At 71.5% G+C, this 17,343-nt stretch carries 18 protein-coding genes and 1 pseudogene; 10 read left to right on the top strand and 9 right to left on the bottom strand.

Annotation, left to right across the window (positions count from 1 at the left end; translation table 11 throughout):
• Positions 1 to 86: 86 nt before the first annotated feature.
• Both BMZ82_RS42565 and BMZ82_RS33475 read left to right on the top strand, forming a co-directional pair.
• A complete protein-coding gene (locus BMZ82_RS42565) occupies positions 87 to 1,103 on the top strand; it encodes a response regulator transcription factor (RefSeq protein ID WP_371271341.1) in 1,017 nt (338 codons plus the stop codon).
• Positions 1,100 to 2,605 (top strand): sensor histidine kinase, encoded by a 1,506-nt coding sequence (locus BMZ82_RS33475; RefSeq protein WP_093781165.1) that lies wholly within the window; start codon positions 1,100 to 1,102, stop codon positions 2,603 to 2,605. Before BMZ82_RS42565 ends, BMZ82_RS33475 begins: the two co-directional genes overlap by 4 nt.
• Before the next feature lie 21 nt (positions 2,606 to 2,626).
• Here BMZ82_RS33475 and nirD read toward each other — a convergent pair whose 3' ends face one another.
• Together nirD and nirB are read right to left on the bottom strand one after the other, a co-directional pair.
• A complete protein-coding gene (gene nirD / locus BMZ82_RS33470) occupies positions 2,627 to 2,977 on the bottom strand; it encodes a nitrite reductase small subunit NirD (RefSeq protein ID WP_093781164.1) in 351 nt (116 codons plus the stop codon).
• Positions 2,974 to 5,619 (bottom strand): nitrite reductase large subunit NirB, encoded by a 2,646-nt coding sequence (gene nirB, locus BMZ82_RS33465; RefSeq protein ID WP_093781163.1) that lies wholly within the window; start codon positions 5,617 to 5,619, stop codon positions 2,974 to 2,976. The genes nirD and nirB overlap by 4 nt, the downstream gene beginning before the upstream one ends.
• 368 nt (positions 5,620 to 5,987) lie before the next feature.
• On the opposite strand from nirB, the gene BMZ82_RS33460 reads away from it, so the two are divergent.
• Entirely contained in the window at positions 5,988 to 6,770 is a 783-nt protein-coding gene (locus BMZ82_RS33460; RefSeq protein WP_093781162.1) for a sulfite exporter TauE/SafE family protein, read from the top strand.
• A gap of 43 nt (positions 6,771 to 6,813) precedes the next feature.
• Complete coding sequence (cpt, locus tag BMZ82_RS33455; protein WP_093781179.1) at positions 6,814 to 7,347, top strand: chloramphenicol phosphotransferase CPT; 534 nt, start codon at positions 6,814 to 6,816, stop codon at positions 7,345 to 7,347.
• Here cpt and BMZ82_RS33450 read toward each other — a convergent pair.
• From BMZ82_RS33450 to BMZ82_RS33440, 3 genes are all read right to left on the bottom strand, one after another.
• The gene (locus tag BMZ82_RS33450; RefSeq protein WP_093781161.1) at positions 7,331 to 7,963 is read right to left on the bottom strand and encodes a class F sortase; all 633 of its coding nucleotides are present in this window, start codon (positions 7,961 to 7,963) and stop codon (positions 7,331 to 7,333) included. The genes cpt and BMZ82_RS33450 overlap by 17 nt on opposite strands.
• A gap of 165 nt (positions 7,964 to 8,128) precedes the next feature.
• Positions 8,129 to 8,662: a hypothetical protein gene (locus BMZ82_RS33445; protein WP_093781160.1), complete on the bottom strand. Its 534-nt coding sequence runs from the start codon at positions 8,660 to 8,662 to the stop codon at positions 8,129 to 8,131.
• Between the two features lie 241 nt (positions 8,663 to 8,903).
• Positions 8,904 to 9,371, bottom strand: a complete 468-nt coding sequence (locus BMZ82_RS33440) for a gamma-glutamylcyclotransferase family protein (protein ID WP_093781159.1) — start codon at positions 9,369 to 9,371, stop codon at positions 8,904 to 8,906.
• A gap of 263 nt (positions 9,372 to 9,634) precedes the next feature.
• Here BMZ82_RS33440 and BMZ82_RS33435 point away from each other — a divergent pair, with 263 nt between their 5' ends.
• A complete protein-coding gene (locus BMZ82_RS33435; protein WP_093781158.1) occupies positions 9,635 to 11,281 on the top strand; it encodes a M4 family metallopeptidase in 1,647 nt (548 codons plus the stop codon).
• 89 nt (positions 11,282 to 11,370) lie between these two features.
• Here BMZ82_RS33435 and BMZ82_RS33430 read toward each other — a convergent pair whose 3' ends face one another.
• The gene (locus BMZ82_RS33430; RefSeq protein WP_093781157.1) at positions 11,371 to 11,838 is read right to left on the bottom strand and encodes an ATP-binding protein; all 468 of its coding nucleotides are present in this window, start codon (positions 11,836 to 11,838) and stop codon (positions 11,371 to 11,373) included.
• A gap of 161 nt (positions 11,839 to 11,999) precedes the next feature.
• Here BMZ82_RS33430 and BMZ82_RS33425 point away from each other — a divergent pair, with 161 nt between their 5' ends.
• Positions 12,000 to 12,887: a helix-turn-helix domain-containing protein gene (locus BMZ82_RS33425; RefSeq protein WP_093781156.1), complete on the top strand. Its 888-nt coding sequence runs from the start codon at positions 12,000 to 12,002 to the stop codon at positions 12,885 to 12,887.
• Positions 12,888 to 12,890: 3 nt separating this feature from the next.
• Positions 12,891 to 13,088, top strand: a complete 198-nt coding sequence (locus tag BMZ82_RS33420) for a DUF397 domain-containing protein (RefSeq protein WP_093781155.1) — start codon at positions 12,891 to 12,893, stop codon at positions 13,086 to 13,088.
• On the opposite strand, the gene BMZ82_RS33415 is transcribed toward BMZ82_RS33420, so the two are convergent.
• Both BMZ82_RS33415 and BMZ82_RS33410 read right to left on the bottom strand, forming a co-directional pair.
• Positions 13,085 to 13,327 (bottom strand): helix-turn-helix domain-containing protein, encoded by a 243-nt coding sequence (locus tag BMZ82_RS33415; protein ID WP_093781154.1) that lies wholly within the window; start codon positions 13,325 to 13,327, stop codon positions 13,085 to 13,087. The genes BMZ82_RS33420 and BMZ82_RS33415 overlap by 4 nt on opposite strands.
• The gene (locus BMZ82_RS33410) at positions 13,327 to 13,818 is read right to left on the bottom strand and encodes a DUF2975 domain-containing protein (protein ID WP_093781153.1); all 492 of its coding nucleotides are present in this window, start codon (positions 13,816 to 13,818) and stop codon (positions 13,327 to 13,329) included. The genes BMZ82_RS33415 and BMZ82_RS33410 overlap by 1 nt, the downstream gene beginning before the upstream one ends.
• A 96-nt stretch (positions 13,819 to 13,914) precedes the next feature.
• Here BMZ82_RS33410 and BMZ82_RS33405 point away from each other — a divergent pair, with 96 nt between their 5' ends.
• Together BMZ82_RS33405 and BMZ82_RS33400 are read left to right on the top strand one after the other, a co-directional pair.
• Entirely contained in the window at positions 13,915 to 14,559 is a 645-nt protein-coding gene (locus BMZ82_RS33405; RefSeq protein WP_093781152.1) for a hypothetical protein, read from the top strand.
• 120 nt (positions 14,560 to 14,679) lie between these two features.
• Positions 14,680 to 15,384, top strand: coding sequence for a DUF6215 domain-containing protein (locus tag BMZ82_RS33400; protein WP_093781151.1), 705 nt, complete (start codon positions 14,680 to 14,682; stop codon positions 15,382 to 15,384).
• 257 nt (positions 15,385 to 15,641) lie between these two features.
• Here the strand turns inward: BMZ82_RS33400 and BMZ82_RS33395 are convergent.
• Positions 15,642 to 16,322 (bottom strand): annotated as a pseudogene (locus BMZ82_RS33395) (vancomycin high temperature exclusion protein); the annotation flags it as partial.
• 172 nt (positions 16,323 to 16,494) lie between these two features.
• Here BMZ82_RS33395 and BMZ82_RS33390 point away from each other — a divergent pair.
• On the top strand, positions 16,495 to 17,280 hold the full coding sequence (locus tag BMZ82_RS33390) for a sirohydrochlorin chelatase (RefSeq protein ID WP_093781150.1): 786 nt from the start codon (positions 16,495 to 16,497) through the stop codon (positions 17,278 to 17,280).
• The last annotated feature ends 63 nt before the right edge of the window (positions 17,281 to 17,343 follow it).

Raw genomic sequence — 17,343 nt, 5'->3', positions numbered from 1 at the left:
GTGTTTTCCTGACCGTTCTTGTAGCGTGACGGGACAACGGATCCACGGAACACGCGAATTCGGTTCAGCGGGAGAGACGGGAACGCATGGGTGTACGAGTCCTGCTCATCGAGGACGACCGGACGATCGCCGAACCGCTCATCGAGGGCCTCGGTAACTTCGGACTGACGGTGCATCACGTCAGCACGGGCAACGAGGGGTTGAGGGGTCCGTACGGCGATGTCGTCCTGCTGGACCTGGGGTTGCCCGACATCGACGGCATCGACGTCTGCCGGGGCATCCGGCAGACCTCCGACGTCCCCATCATCATCCTCAGCGCACGCGGCGAGGAAGCCGACCGCGTCCTGGGCCTGGAGCTGGGCGCCGACGACTACTTGGCGAAACCCTTCAGCATGCGCGAACTGGTGGCCCGGGTGCGCGCGGTGACCCGGCGGACCCAACGGGGCTTGTCGGAGCGGGAGTTCGGGGGAGCTGCTCCCTACTACGACCCCGCGCCCCCGACCCCGGTGGCTTCCGCCCCCGCTCCCGTTCCAGCCCCCGCTCCCGCACCTGCCTCCTCCGGTGCCGCCGGCCCCCTCGTCGTCGACCGGCGGACCCGGCAGGTCTGGGTCGGGCCGGAGACGGTGACGCTGACGCCCAAGGAGTTCGAGCTGCTCGCGCTGCTCACCGAGGACCCGGGGGCCGTTTACTCGCGGCAGCAGATCCTCGACCGGGTGTGGGACCCGCACTACCAGGGTCCGACGAAGACTCTCGACGTCCATGTGGCCACCCTGCGCCGCAAGTTGGGCAACCCGGCATGGATCCAGACCCTGCGCGGAGTGGGCTTCCGGCTGGCCGTGCACACCACCTCACCGGGCCCGCCGCCGCAGTCCCCCGCGCCGCCCGTCTACGAGACGACACCATCGCCCTACGAGACGACACCATCGCCCTACGAGCCGTCCCCGTCGCCGTCCTCGTACGAGCCTCCGCGGTCCTACCCCCAGCAGACGCACGACTTCACCCAGGACCACGACTTCACCCGAAGCCACCAGTTCGGCCAGACCCGCGACTTCGACCAGACGCACAACTTCGACCAGCCCCACCACACGGCGGCCTACCGATGACCCGTCGGCTGCTGCTCAGCTACCTCACGCTCGCCGCCCTGGTGCTGCTCTGCCTGGAGATCCCGCTCGGCTTCGTGTACTCGCGGGGTGAGCGGGAGCGGGTGATCAACGCGGCGAAGGACGAGGCGGAGGCGGTGTCGGCGTTCGCCTCGCTGTCCATCTCGGCCGGGCGGGCGGCGCAGGACCTGCCCGAGCGGGCCGCGCACTGCGCCGCGCGCATCGGCGGCAAGGTGCTGATCGTGGACCGCGCGGGCGCGCTGCTCGCCTCCTCGCACCCCCTGACCGAGGACGAGGTGCGCACGCTCGCCGCCTCACCCGGCCTCGCCACCGCACTCCAGGGCACCGCCACGGCCGACGTGCGCACCTCCACCATCGGCGGCGTGCAGTACCTCGCGGTGGCCACCCCGGTCCGGCACGGCGTCCAGGAACAGGGCGCCGTACGCATCACCGTGCCGACCCGGATGGTCCATGAACGGGTGCACCACGTCTGGCTGTTGCTGGCGCTGGGCGGGTTCGCCACGCTCACCGCGGTCGCCGCCCTCGGCTTCGTCATCGCCCGCTGGACCGGCCGCCCCATCCGTGAACTGGAGCACGCCACCCACGAGTTGGCTGTCGGCGGCACCGCCACCCCGGTCGCGATCACCAACGGGCCGCCGGAGGTCCGCAGTCTCGCCGCGACCTTCAACCGCACCGCCGCCCGCCTGGAACACCTGCTGGCCTCCCAACGGGCCTTCGCCGGCGAGGCGTCGCACCAACTCAAGACGCCCCTCGCGGCGTTGCGGCTGCGGCTGGAGAACCTGGAGAACGACATCGCCCTGCACGCGCGCGGCTCGCTCACCGCCGCGCTCACCGAGACCGACCGGCTGGCCCGGATGGTCGAGGGGCTGCTCGCGATGGCCCGGCTCGACGAGAGCGCCGCCGAACGCGAGACGGTCGACCTGGGCGCGGTGTGCGCCGAACGCCACCGTGCCTGGACCCCGTTGTACCAGCAGTACGGCGTCTGGCTGGCGCTGGCCGGGGACTACACGGGCGAGGTGCTGGCGCTGCCCGGGGCGGTGGAGCAGATCCTCGACAACCTGCTCTCCAACGCCCTGCGCGTGGCGCCCCCCGGCTCCACGGTCTCGATCGACCCGCGCCACCACACCCCCCGCACCCCCCACGAGCGCCGCTTCCCGCACCGCCACCCGCACCGCCCGGCGAGCCCGGCATGGGTCGAACTGCACGTCATGGACGAGGGTCCCGGCATGACCGAGGAGCAGCGCCGCCGCGCCTTCGACCGCTTCTGGCGCGCCCCGGACGCCCCCAAGGGCGGCACCGGCCTGGGACTCGCGCTGGTGCAGCGCCTCGCGCACGCGAGCGGCGGCGAGGTGGTCCTGCAACCCGCCCCGCGCGGCGGCCTCGACGCGGTGGTCCGCCTCCCGGCGGTACCGGCCCGAACCGGCGTGCCCGCACCACGGTCCCCGGCCAGACCACTCCAGACCACGGCGACCGGACGACGATGACGATGCAACGAGGGCGGACCGTCAGGCGGCGCGCACCTCGTACGTCGCGATGCGCACCGTCTCGTCGTCCAGGCACTCCCCGCTCCGCAGGTCGAACCGCTGCTTGAGGAGCGGGGAGGCGACGAAGGGGCGGCCCTCGTGGCTGCCGGTCAGGCCGCGGGAGAGGACGGCCGCACCGCCGAACGGGTCGCGGTTGTCGACGGCGTACAGCTCGCCCGCCCGGTCGCGGAACAGGGCGACCTGACGGCCGTCGGGCAGCAGGGCGGCCACACCCCGGCCGGGGAGCAGATGGGCGAGGTCGCAGACCGGCAACCAGCTCTCCTCCAGCCGCAGTTGGACCTTGAGGTCGGTGGTCTCGGGTGCCAGGGTCATCGCTGGGTGCTCCCTTCAAGGGCGGCCATGGCGTCCATGGGACGCGTGCCGATGGTCAGCAGCGGCAGGTCGGGCTTGATCTGGTCGCGCTCGGGGACGAAGCCGACGACCGGGTCGGGGGTGTCCGGCGCGTTCACGAAGGACACGAACCGGGCCAGTTTCTCGGGGTCGTTGATGGTGGTGGCCCACTCGTCGGCGTAGTGCGCCACGTGGTCCGTCATCAGGGACTCCAGCTCCTCGCAGATGCCGAGGGAGTCCGCCACGACGACGTCGCGTACGTGGTCCAGGCCGCCCGGGATCCGCTCCAGCCAGGTCGAGGTGCGCTCCAGACGGTCGGCGGTGCGGATGTAGAACATCAGGAACCGGTCGATGAGGCGCACCAGTTCGGCGTCGGAGAGGTCCTGCGCGAGCAGGTCGGCGTGGCGCGGGGTGGCCCCGCCGTTGCCGCCGACGTACAGGTTCCAGCCGCTGGCGGTGGCGATGATGCCGAAGTCCTTCGACTGGGCTTCGGCGCACTCGCGGGCGCAGCCGGAGACAGCGGACTTGAGCTTGTGCGGGGACCGCAGCCCCCGGTAGCGCAGCTCCAGGTCGATCGCCATGCGGACGGAGTCCTGGACGCCGTAGCGGCACCAGGTCTGGCCGACGCAGGACTTCACCGTGCGCAGCGACTTGCCGTAGGCGTGGCCGGACTCGAAGCCGGCGTCGACCAACCGGGTCCAGATCAGCGGGAGTTGCTCGACGCGCGCGCCGAACATGTCGATCCGCTGGCCGCCGGTGATCTTCGTGTAGAGGCCGAAGTCGCGGGCGATCTCACCGATCACGATGAGGCCCTCGGGGGTGATCTCACCGCCGGGGATGCGCGGGACGACCGAATAGGAGCCGTTCTTCTGGAGGTTGGCGAGGAAGTGGTCGTTGGTCTCCTGGAGGGCCGCCTGCTCGCCGTCCAGGACGTAGCCGCTCGCGCCGATCGTCGGGGCGAGGGAGGCGATGATCGAGGCGACCGCGGGCTTGCAGACGTCGCAGCCGTCGCCGCCCCGGGCGCCGTCGCGGCCGTAACGGTCGAGGAGATCCTGGTAGGTGTTGACGCGCAGGGCGAGGACGATCTCGTAGAGCTCCTCGCGGGTCTGCGCGAAGCAGCCGCACAGGCCCTTGTCGACCTCGACGCCGCTCGCCTCCAGCTCGGCGGTGACGAGCTGGCCGAGCACCTTGACGCAACTCCCGCAGCCGGTACCGGCCTTGGTGCACTTCTTGACCTCGGGCACGGTCGTGCAGGAGTGCTCCGTCACCGCGCCGCGGATCGTGCCCTTCGACACGTTGTGGCAGGAGCAGACGATCGCCTCGTCCGGCAGCGCGGACGGCCCGAGCTGTACGGCGTCCCCGGCGCCGGCCGGCAGGACCAGCGACTCGGGGGCGACGGGCGGCACGGACCCGGTGAACGCGCGCAGGGTGCCGTAGGCGTCGGCGTCGCCGACCAGGATGCCGCCGAGCAGGGTGCCGTCGCGGCCGATGACCAGCTTCTTGTACAGGCCCGAGCGGGCGTCGGAGTAGACGACGTCCAGGCAGTCCGGGGTCGCGCCGTGCGCGTCGCCGAAGGACGCCACGTCCACGCCGAGCAGCTTCAGCTTGGTGGAGAGGTCGGCCCCGGTGAACGACAACGGTTCGCCCTCGTCGGCGGCGAGGGGGGCGGCGATGGCGGCGGCCACCGTCTCGGCCTGCTCGTAGCCGGGGGCGACCAGGCCGTACACCCGGCCGTCCGCCGCGAGCGCGCACTCGCCGATCGCGAAGACGTGCGGGTCGGAGACGGTACGGCACTGCTCGTCGACCGCGACGCCGCCGCGCTCGCCCACCGACAGGCCGCAGTCACGGGCGAGTTGGTCGCGGGGGCGGACACCGGCGCTGAACACCACGAGATCCGTGGCGAGTTCGGAGCCGTCGGACAGTTTCATGCCGGTGACCGCGCCGGACTCGTCGACGACGATCTCCTGCGTGCCCACACCGGTGTGGACGCTCAGCCCCATGTCCTCGATGGTCCGCAGCAGGGCCGCGCCGCCGCCCTCGTCGACCTGTACCGGCATCAGTCGCGGCGCGAACTCCACGATGTGGCTGGTGAGTCCGAGCCCCTTCAGCGCGCCCGCCGCCTCCAGGCCGAGCAGCCCGCCGCCGACCACCGCGCCCGTCGTGGCCCGCGAGGCGGCGTACGCCTCGATGGCGAGGAGGTCGTCGATCGTGCGGTAGACGAAACAGCCCTCGGCGTCCTTGTGGGGGACCGGCGGCACGAACGGGTAGGAGCCGGTGGCCAGGACGAGGACGTCGTAGCCGACGACCAGACCGGAGCGCGACGTCACCTTCCGGGCCTCGCGGTCGACGGTCTCGGCCGGGTCGCCGATGTGCAGCTCGATGCCGTGCGCGGCGATGAACTCCGGGTCGGTCAGGGAGAGTTCCTCGGCGGTGCGGCCCGAGAAGTACGAGGTGAGGGCGACGCGGTCGTATGCCGGACGCGGCTCCTCGCACAGCACGACCACCCGGTGCGTGGCGGTCAGACCGCGCTCGGCGAGCGCCTCGAGGAAGCGTTGGCCGACCATGCCATGGCCGACGAGCACGATCGTGGGAGCGGCCGGGGTGGCCCCCTCAGTGGCGGTCATTCAGGAGCCTCCGTTGTGAGGAGCAGGGGGAGCAAGGGGAGCAAGGGCCGAGTTCGTCGACCAGGACGAGCGTGTCGTCCGCGATCTCCGCCGCACGCGCATTCGAGGTCATGTCGAGGAGCGTGCGGCGCGGACGTTACCCAGCCGCATCACCGCTGTTTCCCGCGAGGAACCTTGCCCTCAGCGGGGACGGGCGGCGGGTGTGAGGGTTGCCCCCTGCGGGAGGTCCCCCCTGCGGGTGGTCCCCTGCGGGAGGTCCCCTGCGGGAGGTCCCCCAGTACCGCTGCTCCACAGGCCCTGACTGCCGTCGCGCAACCCCCGACCGCCGCCGTACAGGCCCTGACCGGCGTCGCATAGGGTTCCTGACCATGCCCGACATACCCCTGGCCACCCTCGTGCTGCTCTGCCTCGCCGCGCTCGCGGCCGGCTGGATCGACGCGGTGGTCGGCGGGGGCGGCCTGCTGCTCCTGCCCGCGATGCTGCTCGGACTCCCGGCCGGGACCCCGGCGGCGACCGCGCTCGGCACCAACAAGGCCGTCGCCATCGTCGGGACCTCGGGCGCGGCCGTGACCTACGCGCGCCGAGCGCCCGTGGACGTACGGCTCGCGGTGCGGATCGGGCTGGCGGCGCTGGCCGGGTCGTCCGGCGGAGCCTTCTTCGCCGCCGGGATGAGCACCGAGGTGCTGAAGCCGGTGATCATGGTGGTGCTGGTGTGCGTGGCGGCCTTCGTGATCCTGCGCCCCGCCTTCGGCACCGCGCCCGCCCCCGGCCCGGCCACCCGCCGCCAGATCCTCGCCGCGATCGGCCTCGCCGGCCTCGGCATCGGCTTCTACGACGGTCTCATCGGCCCCGGCACGGGCACCTTCCTGGTCCTCGCCCTCACCGCCGTCCTCCACCTCGACCTGGTCACCGCCTCGGCCACCGCCAAGATCGTCAACTGCTGCACCAACGCGGGCGCGCTCGCCACCTTCGCCTGGCAGGGGGCCGTGCTGTGGAAGCTGGCGGCGCTGCTGGCCGTCTTCAACCTCGTGGGCGGCACGCTGGGCGCGCGCACGGCCCTGAAGAAGGGCAGCGGGTTCGTCCGGGTCGTCCTGCTGACGGTCGTCTTCGCGCTGGTGGCGAACCTGGCCTACGAGCAGTGGGTCGCCTGAAAACGAGTGGGCCGTCTACGGGTGCTCCCCTAGGGTGACCGGCGTGACGACTCAGGTGATCGTGCTGAACGGCGGTTCCAGTTCCGGCAAGTCCGGGATCGTGCGGTGTCTTCAGGCGGTCCTGCCGCAGCCCTGGCTGGCCTTCGGGGTCGACTCGCTGATCGAGGCGATGCCCGGCTCGGGCGCGGGGATCGAGTTCGGGGCGGACGGCGAGGTGAGCGTCGGCGAGGAGTTCACGACGCTGGAGGCGGCGTGGGCGACGGGCATCGCCGCGATGGCGCACGCCGGGGCCCGGGTGATCATCGACGACGTCTTCCTCGGCGGCGGTGCCAGTCAGGACCGGTGGCGCAAGGTACTGGACGGGCTGGACGTGCGCTGGGTCGGCGTCCGGTGCGAGGCGTCGGTGGCGGCGGGCCGGGAGATCGGCCGCGGCGACCGGGTGCGGGGGATGGCCGAGCGGCAGGCGGAGCCGGTGCACCGGGGCGTGGTCTACGACCTGGAGGTCGACACCACGCACACCGAGGCGCTGGAGTGCGCGCGGGCCATCGCCAGGTCGGTGGTCAGCGGCTCCCGGTGAGGTGCGCGAAGACGACGACGTTCCCCTCGTAACCGGTCGACCGTGAGAAACCCCCACCGCAGGTGATCACCCGCAGCTCGGGCCGGCCCGCCGCCCCGTACACCTTCGCGTCGGGGAAGGCGCGCGCCTGGTAGACCTCGACGGCGTCGACGGTGAACACGGCGACGCTTCCGTCGCGCCGGTCCACCTCGATGGCGCTGCCCTTGCGCAGGGCCCCCAGGTCGTAGAAGACGGCGGGGCCGTCGGCGTTGTCGACGTGGCCTGCGACGATCGCGGTGCCCGTCTCACCTGGGGTGGTCCCGGCCTCGTACCAGCCGGCGAGATTCTCCTTCTCGGCGGGCGGGACGTCCAGGCTGCCGGCGGAGGTGAGGGCGAGGCCCGTAAGGGGGGCGTCGACGTGGATCGCGGGGATGCGGACGCGGTCGGGCGGGGAGGGCGGCAGCGCCGGCGCGGACCGGCCCGACCCGGTCGACGCGCCGCCGCCGCCCGAGTGGGCCTGGGCCGCGGACGGCTGCGGCGGGGGATGCGTCTCGGCGCCGCTGTGCAGCAGCCACGCGCCGCAGCCGAGGGCGACCACGGTGACGGCCGCTATGGCGCTGTTGCCGACCTTGCGCATGCCGAAACCCTCTCCGTGAACTCCATGAACTCCATGAACTCCGTGAACTCCACTACGTGAACTCCACTAATGGGGACCCCGTGCCCCCTCCGGGTCGCGAGGGGCGTCGGACCCGGAGGGGGCGGGGACATGCGGTACCGGCTGACGGACAGCGGAGGGTGTCCGTCAGAACCCGTCGCCTCTCGCCCGGCGATGCAGGAGCCAGGTACCGCCCGCGGCGGCGACGGCGAGAGCCGCCACACCGGCCGCGGTCTGTACGGGGTCGGGGCCCAGTGCGCCGCCGACCCCCGTCTTCACACTTCCTCGCGGAAGCACCGGCTGCCGGTCCGAGGCCAGCGTGATCACCATGTCCCCGGTGATCCGCCGCCCGTCTCCGGCACACTCCGCGACGATCTCGTACGTCCCCGGCTGCGCGCTCGGCGGCACCAGGAACTGCCCGATCGCCTCACCCTCGTGCGCGCTGGGCGCGAGCGCGAAACGACCGGCGCCCACCGCCCCCGCGTCGCCCGTCGCCGCCCCGCCGTCCCCGCACGCCGCCGTGTTCACCGACACGTGCCCGCCCGGCACCGCCGTGGCGGGGTACACCGCCAGGCTCCCGCCCCGGGCACCGGCCGCCGCGTGGGCGGCCGGTACGGCGACCCCGGCCGCGGCGACGACGGCGAGCGCGGTACCGGTCAGCAGCCGGACGGTACGTCGCATGGATGCTCCTTCGAGCTCTTCGAGATTCCCTGCCCTTCTGCTCCGAGGTAAGTCGCAGTGGCGCGAGCGCGCTTCCTGATGCGACGTCAGGAATGGGATGAACGGGTGTCAGATGCCGGCCCGGCAGGTCCGTCCGTGACGGTGTTTCAGCAGGTCATCGCCGTGGTGGCGGCACGGTACGGAAAACGGCCCGCAGGGGGTGTGAACGGGTGACCGCCGGTCCGCCGGACCGAGGCGACGGTCACCGCCGCGCGAGCCAGTCCCCGCCCTCGACCAGTTTCCCCCGGGCCCGCAGCCGGACGGCGACGGCGGGCGCGGCGACGTAGACCCAGGCGCGCACGGGCGCGGAGCGGTCCGCAGGGAACACCGCCCGCTCGACCCGCTCGTAGAGGTTGCGCGGGTCGCCCGGCCGGTACTCCTCCAGCCGGTCGAGCGAGGCGAGCAGGCGCGTGTACTCCGACGGAACGGCCGTCACGAGATCCCCCGCGACACCGGTGTCGATGCCGACGCCGATGCCACTGGCACTGCCGCTGTCGGTGGTGCCCGGCACCTCGACCGCGTAGGGATAGCCCGGCCCGTGGTACAGCACCGCGCCCGTCAGGCGGGCCGGCTCCTCGCGGAGGGTGCGGCCGTGCAGGAAGCGGTCGTGGTTGACCTCGCCGGGGCGGAGGGTGCCGTAGACGAAGAAGGGGAGTTCGGGTCCGGTCACGGAAACGATTCTCTCCCCTCGCCGACCCGGCACGGGCCCCCGCACCTGCCCCGCACGGAACCTGTGGAGGCGCTATGGACACGACATGTCATGCCCACTTAAATGCCAGGGGTCAGGACGAAGCCAGCGCCACCGCACCGCGCTCCATCGCGCTCCACCTCACCTCACCTCACCTCACCGCACCTCATCTCATCTCGCCTCGCCTCGCCTCCACCCCCACACGCGCCCCCCGCGGCGCCTTCCCGAGGAGACTTCAGACACTGATGAGTCGGATACGGCAGCACGTCCGAGGTTCCCGTCTCGCCACCGCCGGCATAGCCGCCACCACGGCCACGCTTCTGGCCGCCGTGCTCTCCCCGGTCGCCGACGCGGCCGATCGACCGACCCGCGCCACCGCCCTGGAACACGCGGCGACGGCTCTCGCCGACCATGCGACGGCCCTGGGCCTGACCTCCGTACAGGGCACCTCCGTGCGGGACGTGGTCGTCGACAAGGACGGCGCGCAGCACGTCCGCTACGACCGTACGTACCGCCAACTACCCGTCCTGGGCGGCGACTTCGTCGTGCACCTGGCCCCCGACGGCACGTACCGCAACGCGGACCGGGCGACGCGGGCGGCGATCTCGCTGCCGACCATCACCCCGGCCCTCGCCGCCCCGAAGGCCGCCGACGCGGCCGTCAACGCCCTGCGCGCGGCCAACCTGGGCGAGCCCCTGAAGCAGGTGAAGGCCAAGCCGCAACTGGTGGTCGACGCCCTGCACGGCGCCCCGAGACTGGCCTGGCGGACGAACGTCGTCGCCCTGGACTCGCTCGGCAACCCGGTCGCCCGCGCGGTCCTGACCGATGCCCGCACCGGCGCCCAGATCGACGCCTGGGACACCATCGAGACCGCGACGGGCGACGGCAAGTCCCTGTACGGCGGCACGGTCCCGTTGGAGACGACCCTCTCGGGATCGACGTACCAGCTCAAGGATCCGACGCGCGGCAACACCTACACCGGTGACGCGGCCAACAAGACCGACCTGTGCATCTTCGGCATCTGCATCAGCCGCGCCCCCGCGACCCTCTTCACGGACGCCGACAACCACTGGGGAACGGGGGCGAGTTCGGACCGCTCGACGGCCGCCGTGGACGCCCAGTACGGCACCGACACGACCTGGGACTACTACAAGAACGTCCACGGCCGCAACGGCATCGGCAACGACGGCAAGGGCTCCTACAACCGCGTCCACTACGGCAACAACTACGCCAACGCCTTCTGGGACGACAGTTGCTTCTGCATGACGTACGGCGACGGTGACGGCACCCAACTCGGCCCGCTGGTGGGCCTGGACGTCGCCGGCCACGAGATGTCCCACGGCGTCACGTCGAAGACGGCCGCGCTCACCTACTCGGGGGAGTCCGGCGGCCTGAACGAGGCGACGTCCGACATCTTCGGCACCCTGGTGGAGTTCTACGCGGGCAACGCCTCCGACCCCGGCGACTACCTCATCGGCGAGGAGATAGTCCGCTCCGGCTTCGGCCGGGACGCCCTGCGCTACATGGACAAGCCGAGCAAGGACGCCAACTCGGCCGACTACTGGAGCAGTTCGGTCGGCAACCTCGACGTCCACTACTCCTCAGGCGTGGCCAACCACTTCGCGTACCTCCTCGCGGAGGGCAGCGGCACGAAGACCATCAACGGCGTCACGTACAACTCCCCGACGTACAACGGCTCCACGCTCACCGGCATCGGCCGCGACAAGCTGGGCGCGATCTGGTACCGGGCGCTGACGGTCTACATGACCTCGTCCACCAACTACGCGGCAGCCAGAACGGCAACCCTCAACGCGGCCCGCGACCTCTACGGCACCGGCACCACCGAGTACAACGCGGTAGCGGCAGCCTGGACCGCGGTCAACGTGAACTGACCGCGTCTCGCGGGCGATTGACGCGGCGGCCTCGATCCCGAACCCCGGGACCGAGGCCGCCGTTGCGTTAACGGGTACGGCGTGACAGCTCACGCCACGCCACGCCGCTCGACCCGACCGCCGTCGACCCGCACGGCTTCGACACCGTCACGGCGGTCCAGCTCGCACCACACCGCCTTGCCGACGGTCAGCTCGCGGATGCCCCACCGGTCGGCGACCTGCCCGACGATCAGCAGCCCCCGCCCGAACAGGTCGTCGGCGGTCGCTTCCCGCGGGTACGGCCGCAGTTCACCCTTCGGGTCGGACACGGCGATCCGCAACGAGCGCTCGGTGAGGGCGAGTTCCACTCGGAAGAGCCGATCGCGAAGGCACCCGTGGAGCACGGCGTTGCCGCCCAGCTCGGAGACCAACAGGGCGGTGTCGGCGGCGAGTTCGGGATGCCCCCACTCGGTGAGAAGCCGGTGGGCTCTGCGCCGGGCCAGGCTCACGCTCCTGGGGAGCGGGGTGTAGTCGAGACGGTCGTACGCGAGGGGCTCGGACTCATCGGGGGCGGCCATGCCGCTCACCTCCACTGCTCTGTGATCGGTGCGTCACCGACGGTAGAGGGGGGCACGCCTCCAGTGCAACCTACTCTCGGAGGAATTCCCCCGAACGGTTTGCACGGCTCTTCCTCGGCAGGTCAGACTGACGCCGCATCAATGCCACGAGGAGCACGAGCGTGACCGCAAACCAGCAGGGCCATAGCACGTCCACCGTCCTGGGCCGCCGACTCGGTGGCGAACTCGTCAAGTTGCGCACCACGGCCGGCCTGACGCAGACCCACGCCGCCAAGGCCCTCACCGCCTCCACGACGAAGGTCGCCAAGATGGAGGGCGGTTGGGTCCCCATGCGCGACCCGGACATCCGTGCGTTGTGCGAGCTGTACGGCGTTCACGACCCCGGTGTGGTCGGCAGACTCCTGGAACTGGCAAGAATCGACCGGGAGCGTCGCAAGGCAAAAGGCTGGTGGGACGACTACACGACGCTGGGCGTCATGCACGAATACGTCACGCTGGAGAATGCGGCGACGGCCATCAAGGCATGGCAGCCCGGCTTCGTACCTGGTCTGCTGCAAACTCCCGAATACACAATGGCGTTGAGGGACTTTCCCGCAGGTGCTACGGGACTCAACCAACGTAAGGACCCCGATGCGGAGTTCGTTGCCGCGAGGCTCGAACGGCAGCGGCGGCTGAGCGACACTCCGCCGTTGACGCTGCGGGCCGTGATCTACGAAGCCGTGGTGCGGAACTTCCCCGGCGGATCGGAAATCGCTCGCGCGCAGATTGACCACCTTGTGAAGATGGCTGAGGTGCCGAACGTCACTCTTCGGGTCTTTCCGTTCGGTGGCGGACCGCACCAGGGCCTGAACGGTCCGTTCAACGTCATCTCATTCGCTGAGCCTGGAGCCATGGACGTTGTCTACTCGGAGACTCTGTTCACGCAGACCTGGGTTGAAGGCGGGGAGGGGGCTGCGTCCTACGATGAGCTGTTCGAGACAATCGCCAGACTCTCGTTGAGCGAGCGGGACACCGTCTCGTTCCTCCATGCCCTCCGCAAGGATCTCTGAGCCGTGCCCAACTTCGAGTACCGCAAGTCCACATTTAGCGACAAGGTGGCTGAGTGCGTCGAAGTCGCCACGAACATCCCCACCACCATCGCCATACGTGACTCCAAGCACCCCGCCGGCCCCAACCTCCGTGTCACCCCCCGCGCCTGGCTGGCCTTCCGCGCCGCGCTCGTGAGCGAAGGCCCGGTGACTCGCGGCTAGGCCGGCGCATGCGCCACCTCCTCGTCCACCGCGTCCTCCGCCTCCCAGCGCAGCAGGTCGCCCGGCTGGCACTCGAGTACCTCGCAGAGCGCGGCGAGCGTGGCGAAGCGCACTGCCTTGGCGCGGCCGTTCTTGAGTACCGCGAGGTTGGCGGGGGTGATCCCGACGCGGTCCGCGAGTTCGCCCACGGACATCTTCCGGCGGGCCAGCATCACGTCGATGTCGACGGCGATCGGCATCAGATGACCTCGTTCAACTCGGCCTGCATCCGCGCCGCTTCGACGTCGCGGGCGACGGCCTGGGTGAGCAGCATCCGCAGGACGAGCACGATGAGCGCGACCCCGAGGATGGCCACGCCGATCCCGCCCATGATGAGGGTGACGCCCGGGTCGTCGCGTTGGCCCGGCGCGTTGATGGCCGTGACCGTGAACCACACGAGGGCCGCCGCCACGATCGCGCCGATCACCCCGTCCACGTACCGGAAGGCGGCGGAGGAGAACACGGTCCCGCGTCGCACCATGCCCACCAGCCGCCCTACGCACACCAGGGCGACCTGGACCGACACCAGGCCCACGATCGTGACCACGCGCAGCGCGGTCAGCGGCATCGACCCGTCCTCCGGGTCGTTCCCGCTGACCAACGTCCACAGCATCAGCGCCTGTACGAACACGGTGCCGACGAGCACCACCCCGAGCACGGCGCGCAACGCACCCACTGCCAGCTTTCCCATGGCTCATCCTTCCATCCATCGAGTTACGATGGCAATCTATCGAATATCGATAGATGAAGCATAGGCGTAGGCATAGGCCTGGCCGACAATGACCCCATGGACGACGACGCCGAACGCGACGACACCGCCCACGACCAGGCTGACCTGATCCCCCTCCTGCTCCAGCACCTCCACGCCCCGCTCGCCGGGACGACGTACCTGCGCGGGGTGCTGCCCGCCCCCGGCGACGCCGACGCCGTACGGGTCGCCGTCGGGCCGGTGACCGCCGTATCCGCACGCGAGCTGACGCTCTACGAGTTCCCGCTCGTCGTCGGCGAGGAGGGCGTGACCGCGTACGACGTCATCGGCATGCTGCGCACCCTGTGCGGTCCGCCGTCGGGGGCGGTCGGCACGGTGATGGGGATGCCGCTCGTCCTCGTAGACCCGGCGGTCGTGGACCGTGCCCCGGAGACGGCCGCCGACCGTGGGCTGCGGCTGGTGCGGACCCTCGTCCGTCCGTACGACGAGACCTGGGGCGACCCTCTCCTGCACGGTTTCCTCTTCCTGGATCAGGACCGGGTGCGGCTCTATTTCCGGGTCGCGGGCCTGCCCGGCGTGACCGCCGCCGACGTCCGGACGACCGGCGCGCTCACCGCGCTGACCGCGGCACTCCCCTCACTGCTCGAAGGGGAGGGCGAGCAGATGGCGGCGGACTACGCGGATCCGCACTGCGCGCGCGTATTGGATGCGACCTACTGGTGAGGAAGCCCGCGGTCGGGAATCCCGTGGTGGAGAATCTCGCTTCCCCGTGGCTGGATCACCCGTTACGCTCCCCCCGCGCGCATCCGGCGCGAGCAGGGGGTACCGGGGGTAACAGGGTTGATGGCAGAGGTAGTTGGCGCGCCCGAGAAGGGTCCGAACGCGTGGGCTCAGGCCATCGCGGCGGTGGTCGTGGTCGGGGCGCTCGGGGGCGGGCTGTACGTGGTGGGCAAGAACGAGGCCAAGGCCGCCGCCGAACCGGCGACCTGCTCGCCCGACGCGGCGGACAAGAAGGCCGACCAGGCCGCGCGGGCCGCGCACCGCGTCTCCGGGACGCAACTGTGCACGGCGCTGAACCGCGCGGACCTGCCGACCCTCCTCGGCACACCGCAGGAACACGCGCTGACCGCCTACGCCAGCGACGGGACGGTCGGGCTGAAGGGCGGCACCGATACCCCCACCCCCGAGGGGAACGTCCAACTGGACACGTACACCGTGCAGCTCTCGCGGTCCTACGACGACCTCCCGGTCGCCGGGCTGGAGGACGTGATGACCGACGCGACGAAGAAGACGATCCTGGGCCACCCGGCGGTGCTCTACTCGAGCCGGACGATCGCCATCCAGTTCAACCTCGGCGGCGGCAAGTCCGAGACCGGCCCCGGCGGCGTCGCCCGCAGCCTGATGGTCGCCCCGGACACCAAGGACGGCGGCGGCTCCTACGAACTCGCCATCTGGCGTCAGGACGACGTGCCGCCCGACGACGCGGCCCTGCTCCGCGTCGCCGAGCAGGTGCTCCCGGCGATCCCCGGCTGGACGACCGCCGGCTGAGGACCGGGCCGGGCGCGTCACGGCCGGTCGGGCCAGGTCAGGCGACCCGTGCCGGTTCCTCCACCGAACTGTCGGTCACGGGCCGCCCCGCCTTGTCGCCGCCGCCGGCTTCACCCCGACCCCGTTGCCGACGAGCGCGGCGACGGCCAGCGGCAGGAAGGCGAGGCCCGCCTTGACGGGGGAGTAGCCGAGGACGAACTGAAGGTACTGGGTGAAGACCGCCCTACGCCTGCCGTAGCTCCTGCCTGCCGGTTCCCGCCGCCCAGCGCCCGCGTCACGCCCGGTTCCTTCGGCCCCAGGAACCGGGGCTGCGGCTCGAACACCGCGTCCAGGGCCGCCTTCCCGGCCGCGACGACCTCCCGGGCACCGCCGTAGTACCAGGTCACGTCATGTTTCGCGGCGACGCCGACGCCGTACGAGTCGACCCCCGCCGCCTGGCACAGGGCGACAGCGCGCCGGATGTGGAAGCCCTGGCTGATCAGTACGGCCCGGTCGACGCCGAAGATCTTCTTGGCGCGGACGCAGGAGTCCCAGGTGTCGAAACCGGCGTAGTCGCTGACGATCCGCGTGTCGGGCACCCCGTGCTCCGTGAGGTACGTACGCATCGCGTCGGGCTCGTCGTAGTCCTCGCGGCTGTTGTCGCCGGTCACGAGCACGACCTTGACCCGGCCCGCCCGGTACAGCGTGGCCGCCGCGTCCAGCCGGTGCGCGAGATACGGCGACGGCTCGCCGTCCCACAGACCGGCGCCGAACACGACGGCGACGTCGGTGCGCGGCGCGTCGGCCGTCGTACCGAGCCGGTCGGCCGTGGACACGTACAGCCAGGTGGCCGGCAGCAGCGCCAGCACGCACCCCGCCATCACGCCCTGCACCAGCCGACGCCGCCCCGCACGGGTGCGCGGCAGCCGTGGCCGACGGACGGCCAGACGGATGTTCATACGGTGTCCCCCCGGATCGACAACCCCTCCGGCCTCGCAAGACGCGCCGAACACCGATCCGGTTCACCCCGCACCACATCTCACACCGCCGCCCCACCCGAGGTGAACCCCCGGAAAAGACTCGTGACGGTCAGGCAACGGCACAGCAACCTCGTGCCGTCAGGATGGGTACATGAGCCAGCCAAGCCCCGTTCAGCTCGACGGCCGCCGCCGCGGGCGTCCCGGCCCGCCCGCGCTGGTCGTCGTCGCCCACGGCAGCCGCGACCCGCGCGCCCTGAGCACCGTCCGCGCGCTCCTGGACCGCGTCCGCGAGCAGCGCCCCGGCCTGCCGGTCCACCTCGGCCACATCGAGCTCAACGAGCCGCTGCTGACGGACACCCTCGCCGACCTCGACGCCCGCGCCACACCGGACGCCGTCCTGGTCCCCCTGCTGCTGGCCCGGGGCTACCACGTCAAGCGGGACATCCCCGACATGGCGGCGCAGGCACGGGTACGCGCGCGCGTGGCGGCCCCGCTCGGCCCGCACCCCCTGCTCGTGGACGCCCTGCACGCCCGTCTCGTCGAGGCGGGCTGGCGCACGGACCTGACTGCGGCGGAGCGCCGGACGAGCGCGGTGATCCTCGCGGCGGCCGGCTCCCGCGACCCGGACTCGGCCACCGACACCCGCCACACCGCCCACCTCCTCGCCCAGCGCCTGGGCGTCCCGGTCCTCCCCGCCTACGCCTCCACAGCCACCCCGACCATCCCGACGGCCCTCCGCACCCTGGCGGCAAGAGGCCGCACCCGCGTAGCCATAGCCTCCTGCTTCACAGCCCCAGGCCGCTTCGCAACAGAGTGCGCGCAGGCGGCCCCCTGGATCGCATCGGCCCCCCTGGGCACCCACGAAGCGATGACCAACCTCTTGCTACACCGCTACGACGAGTCACTTGAAAAGGGCTCAAGGGCCAACGCCGCCTAAGGGGCGCGGGGCTGTATCGATTTGCGGCTCCGCCGCGTGGGCGCGAGCAACCACAAGCGACCC

This window comes from Streptomyces sp. yr375 (assembly GCF_900110755.1).
Lineage (GTDB): Bacteria > Actinomycetota > Actinomycetes > Streptomycetales > Streptomycetaceae > Streptomyces.
This window is presented reverse-complemented; position numbering and strand designations above follow the sequence as displayed.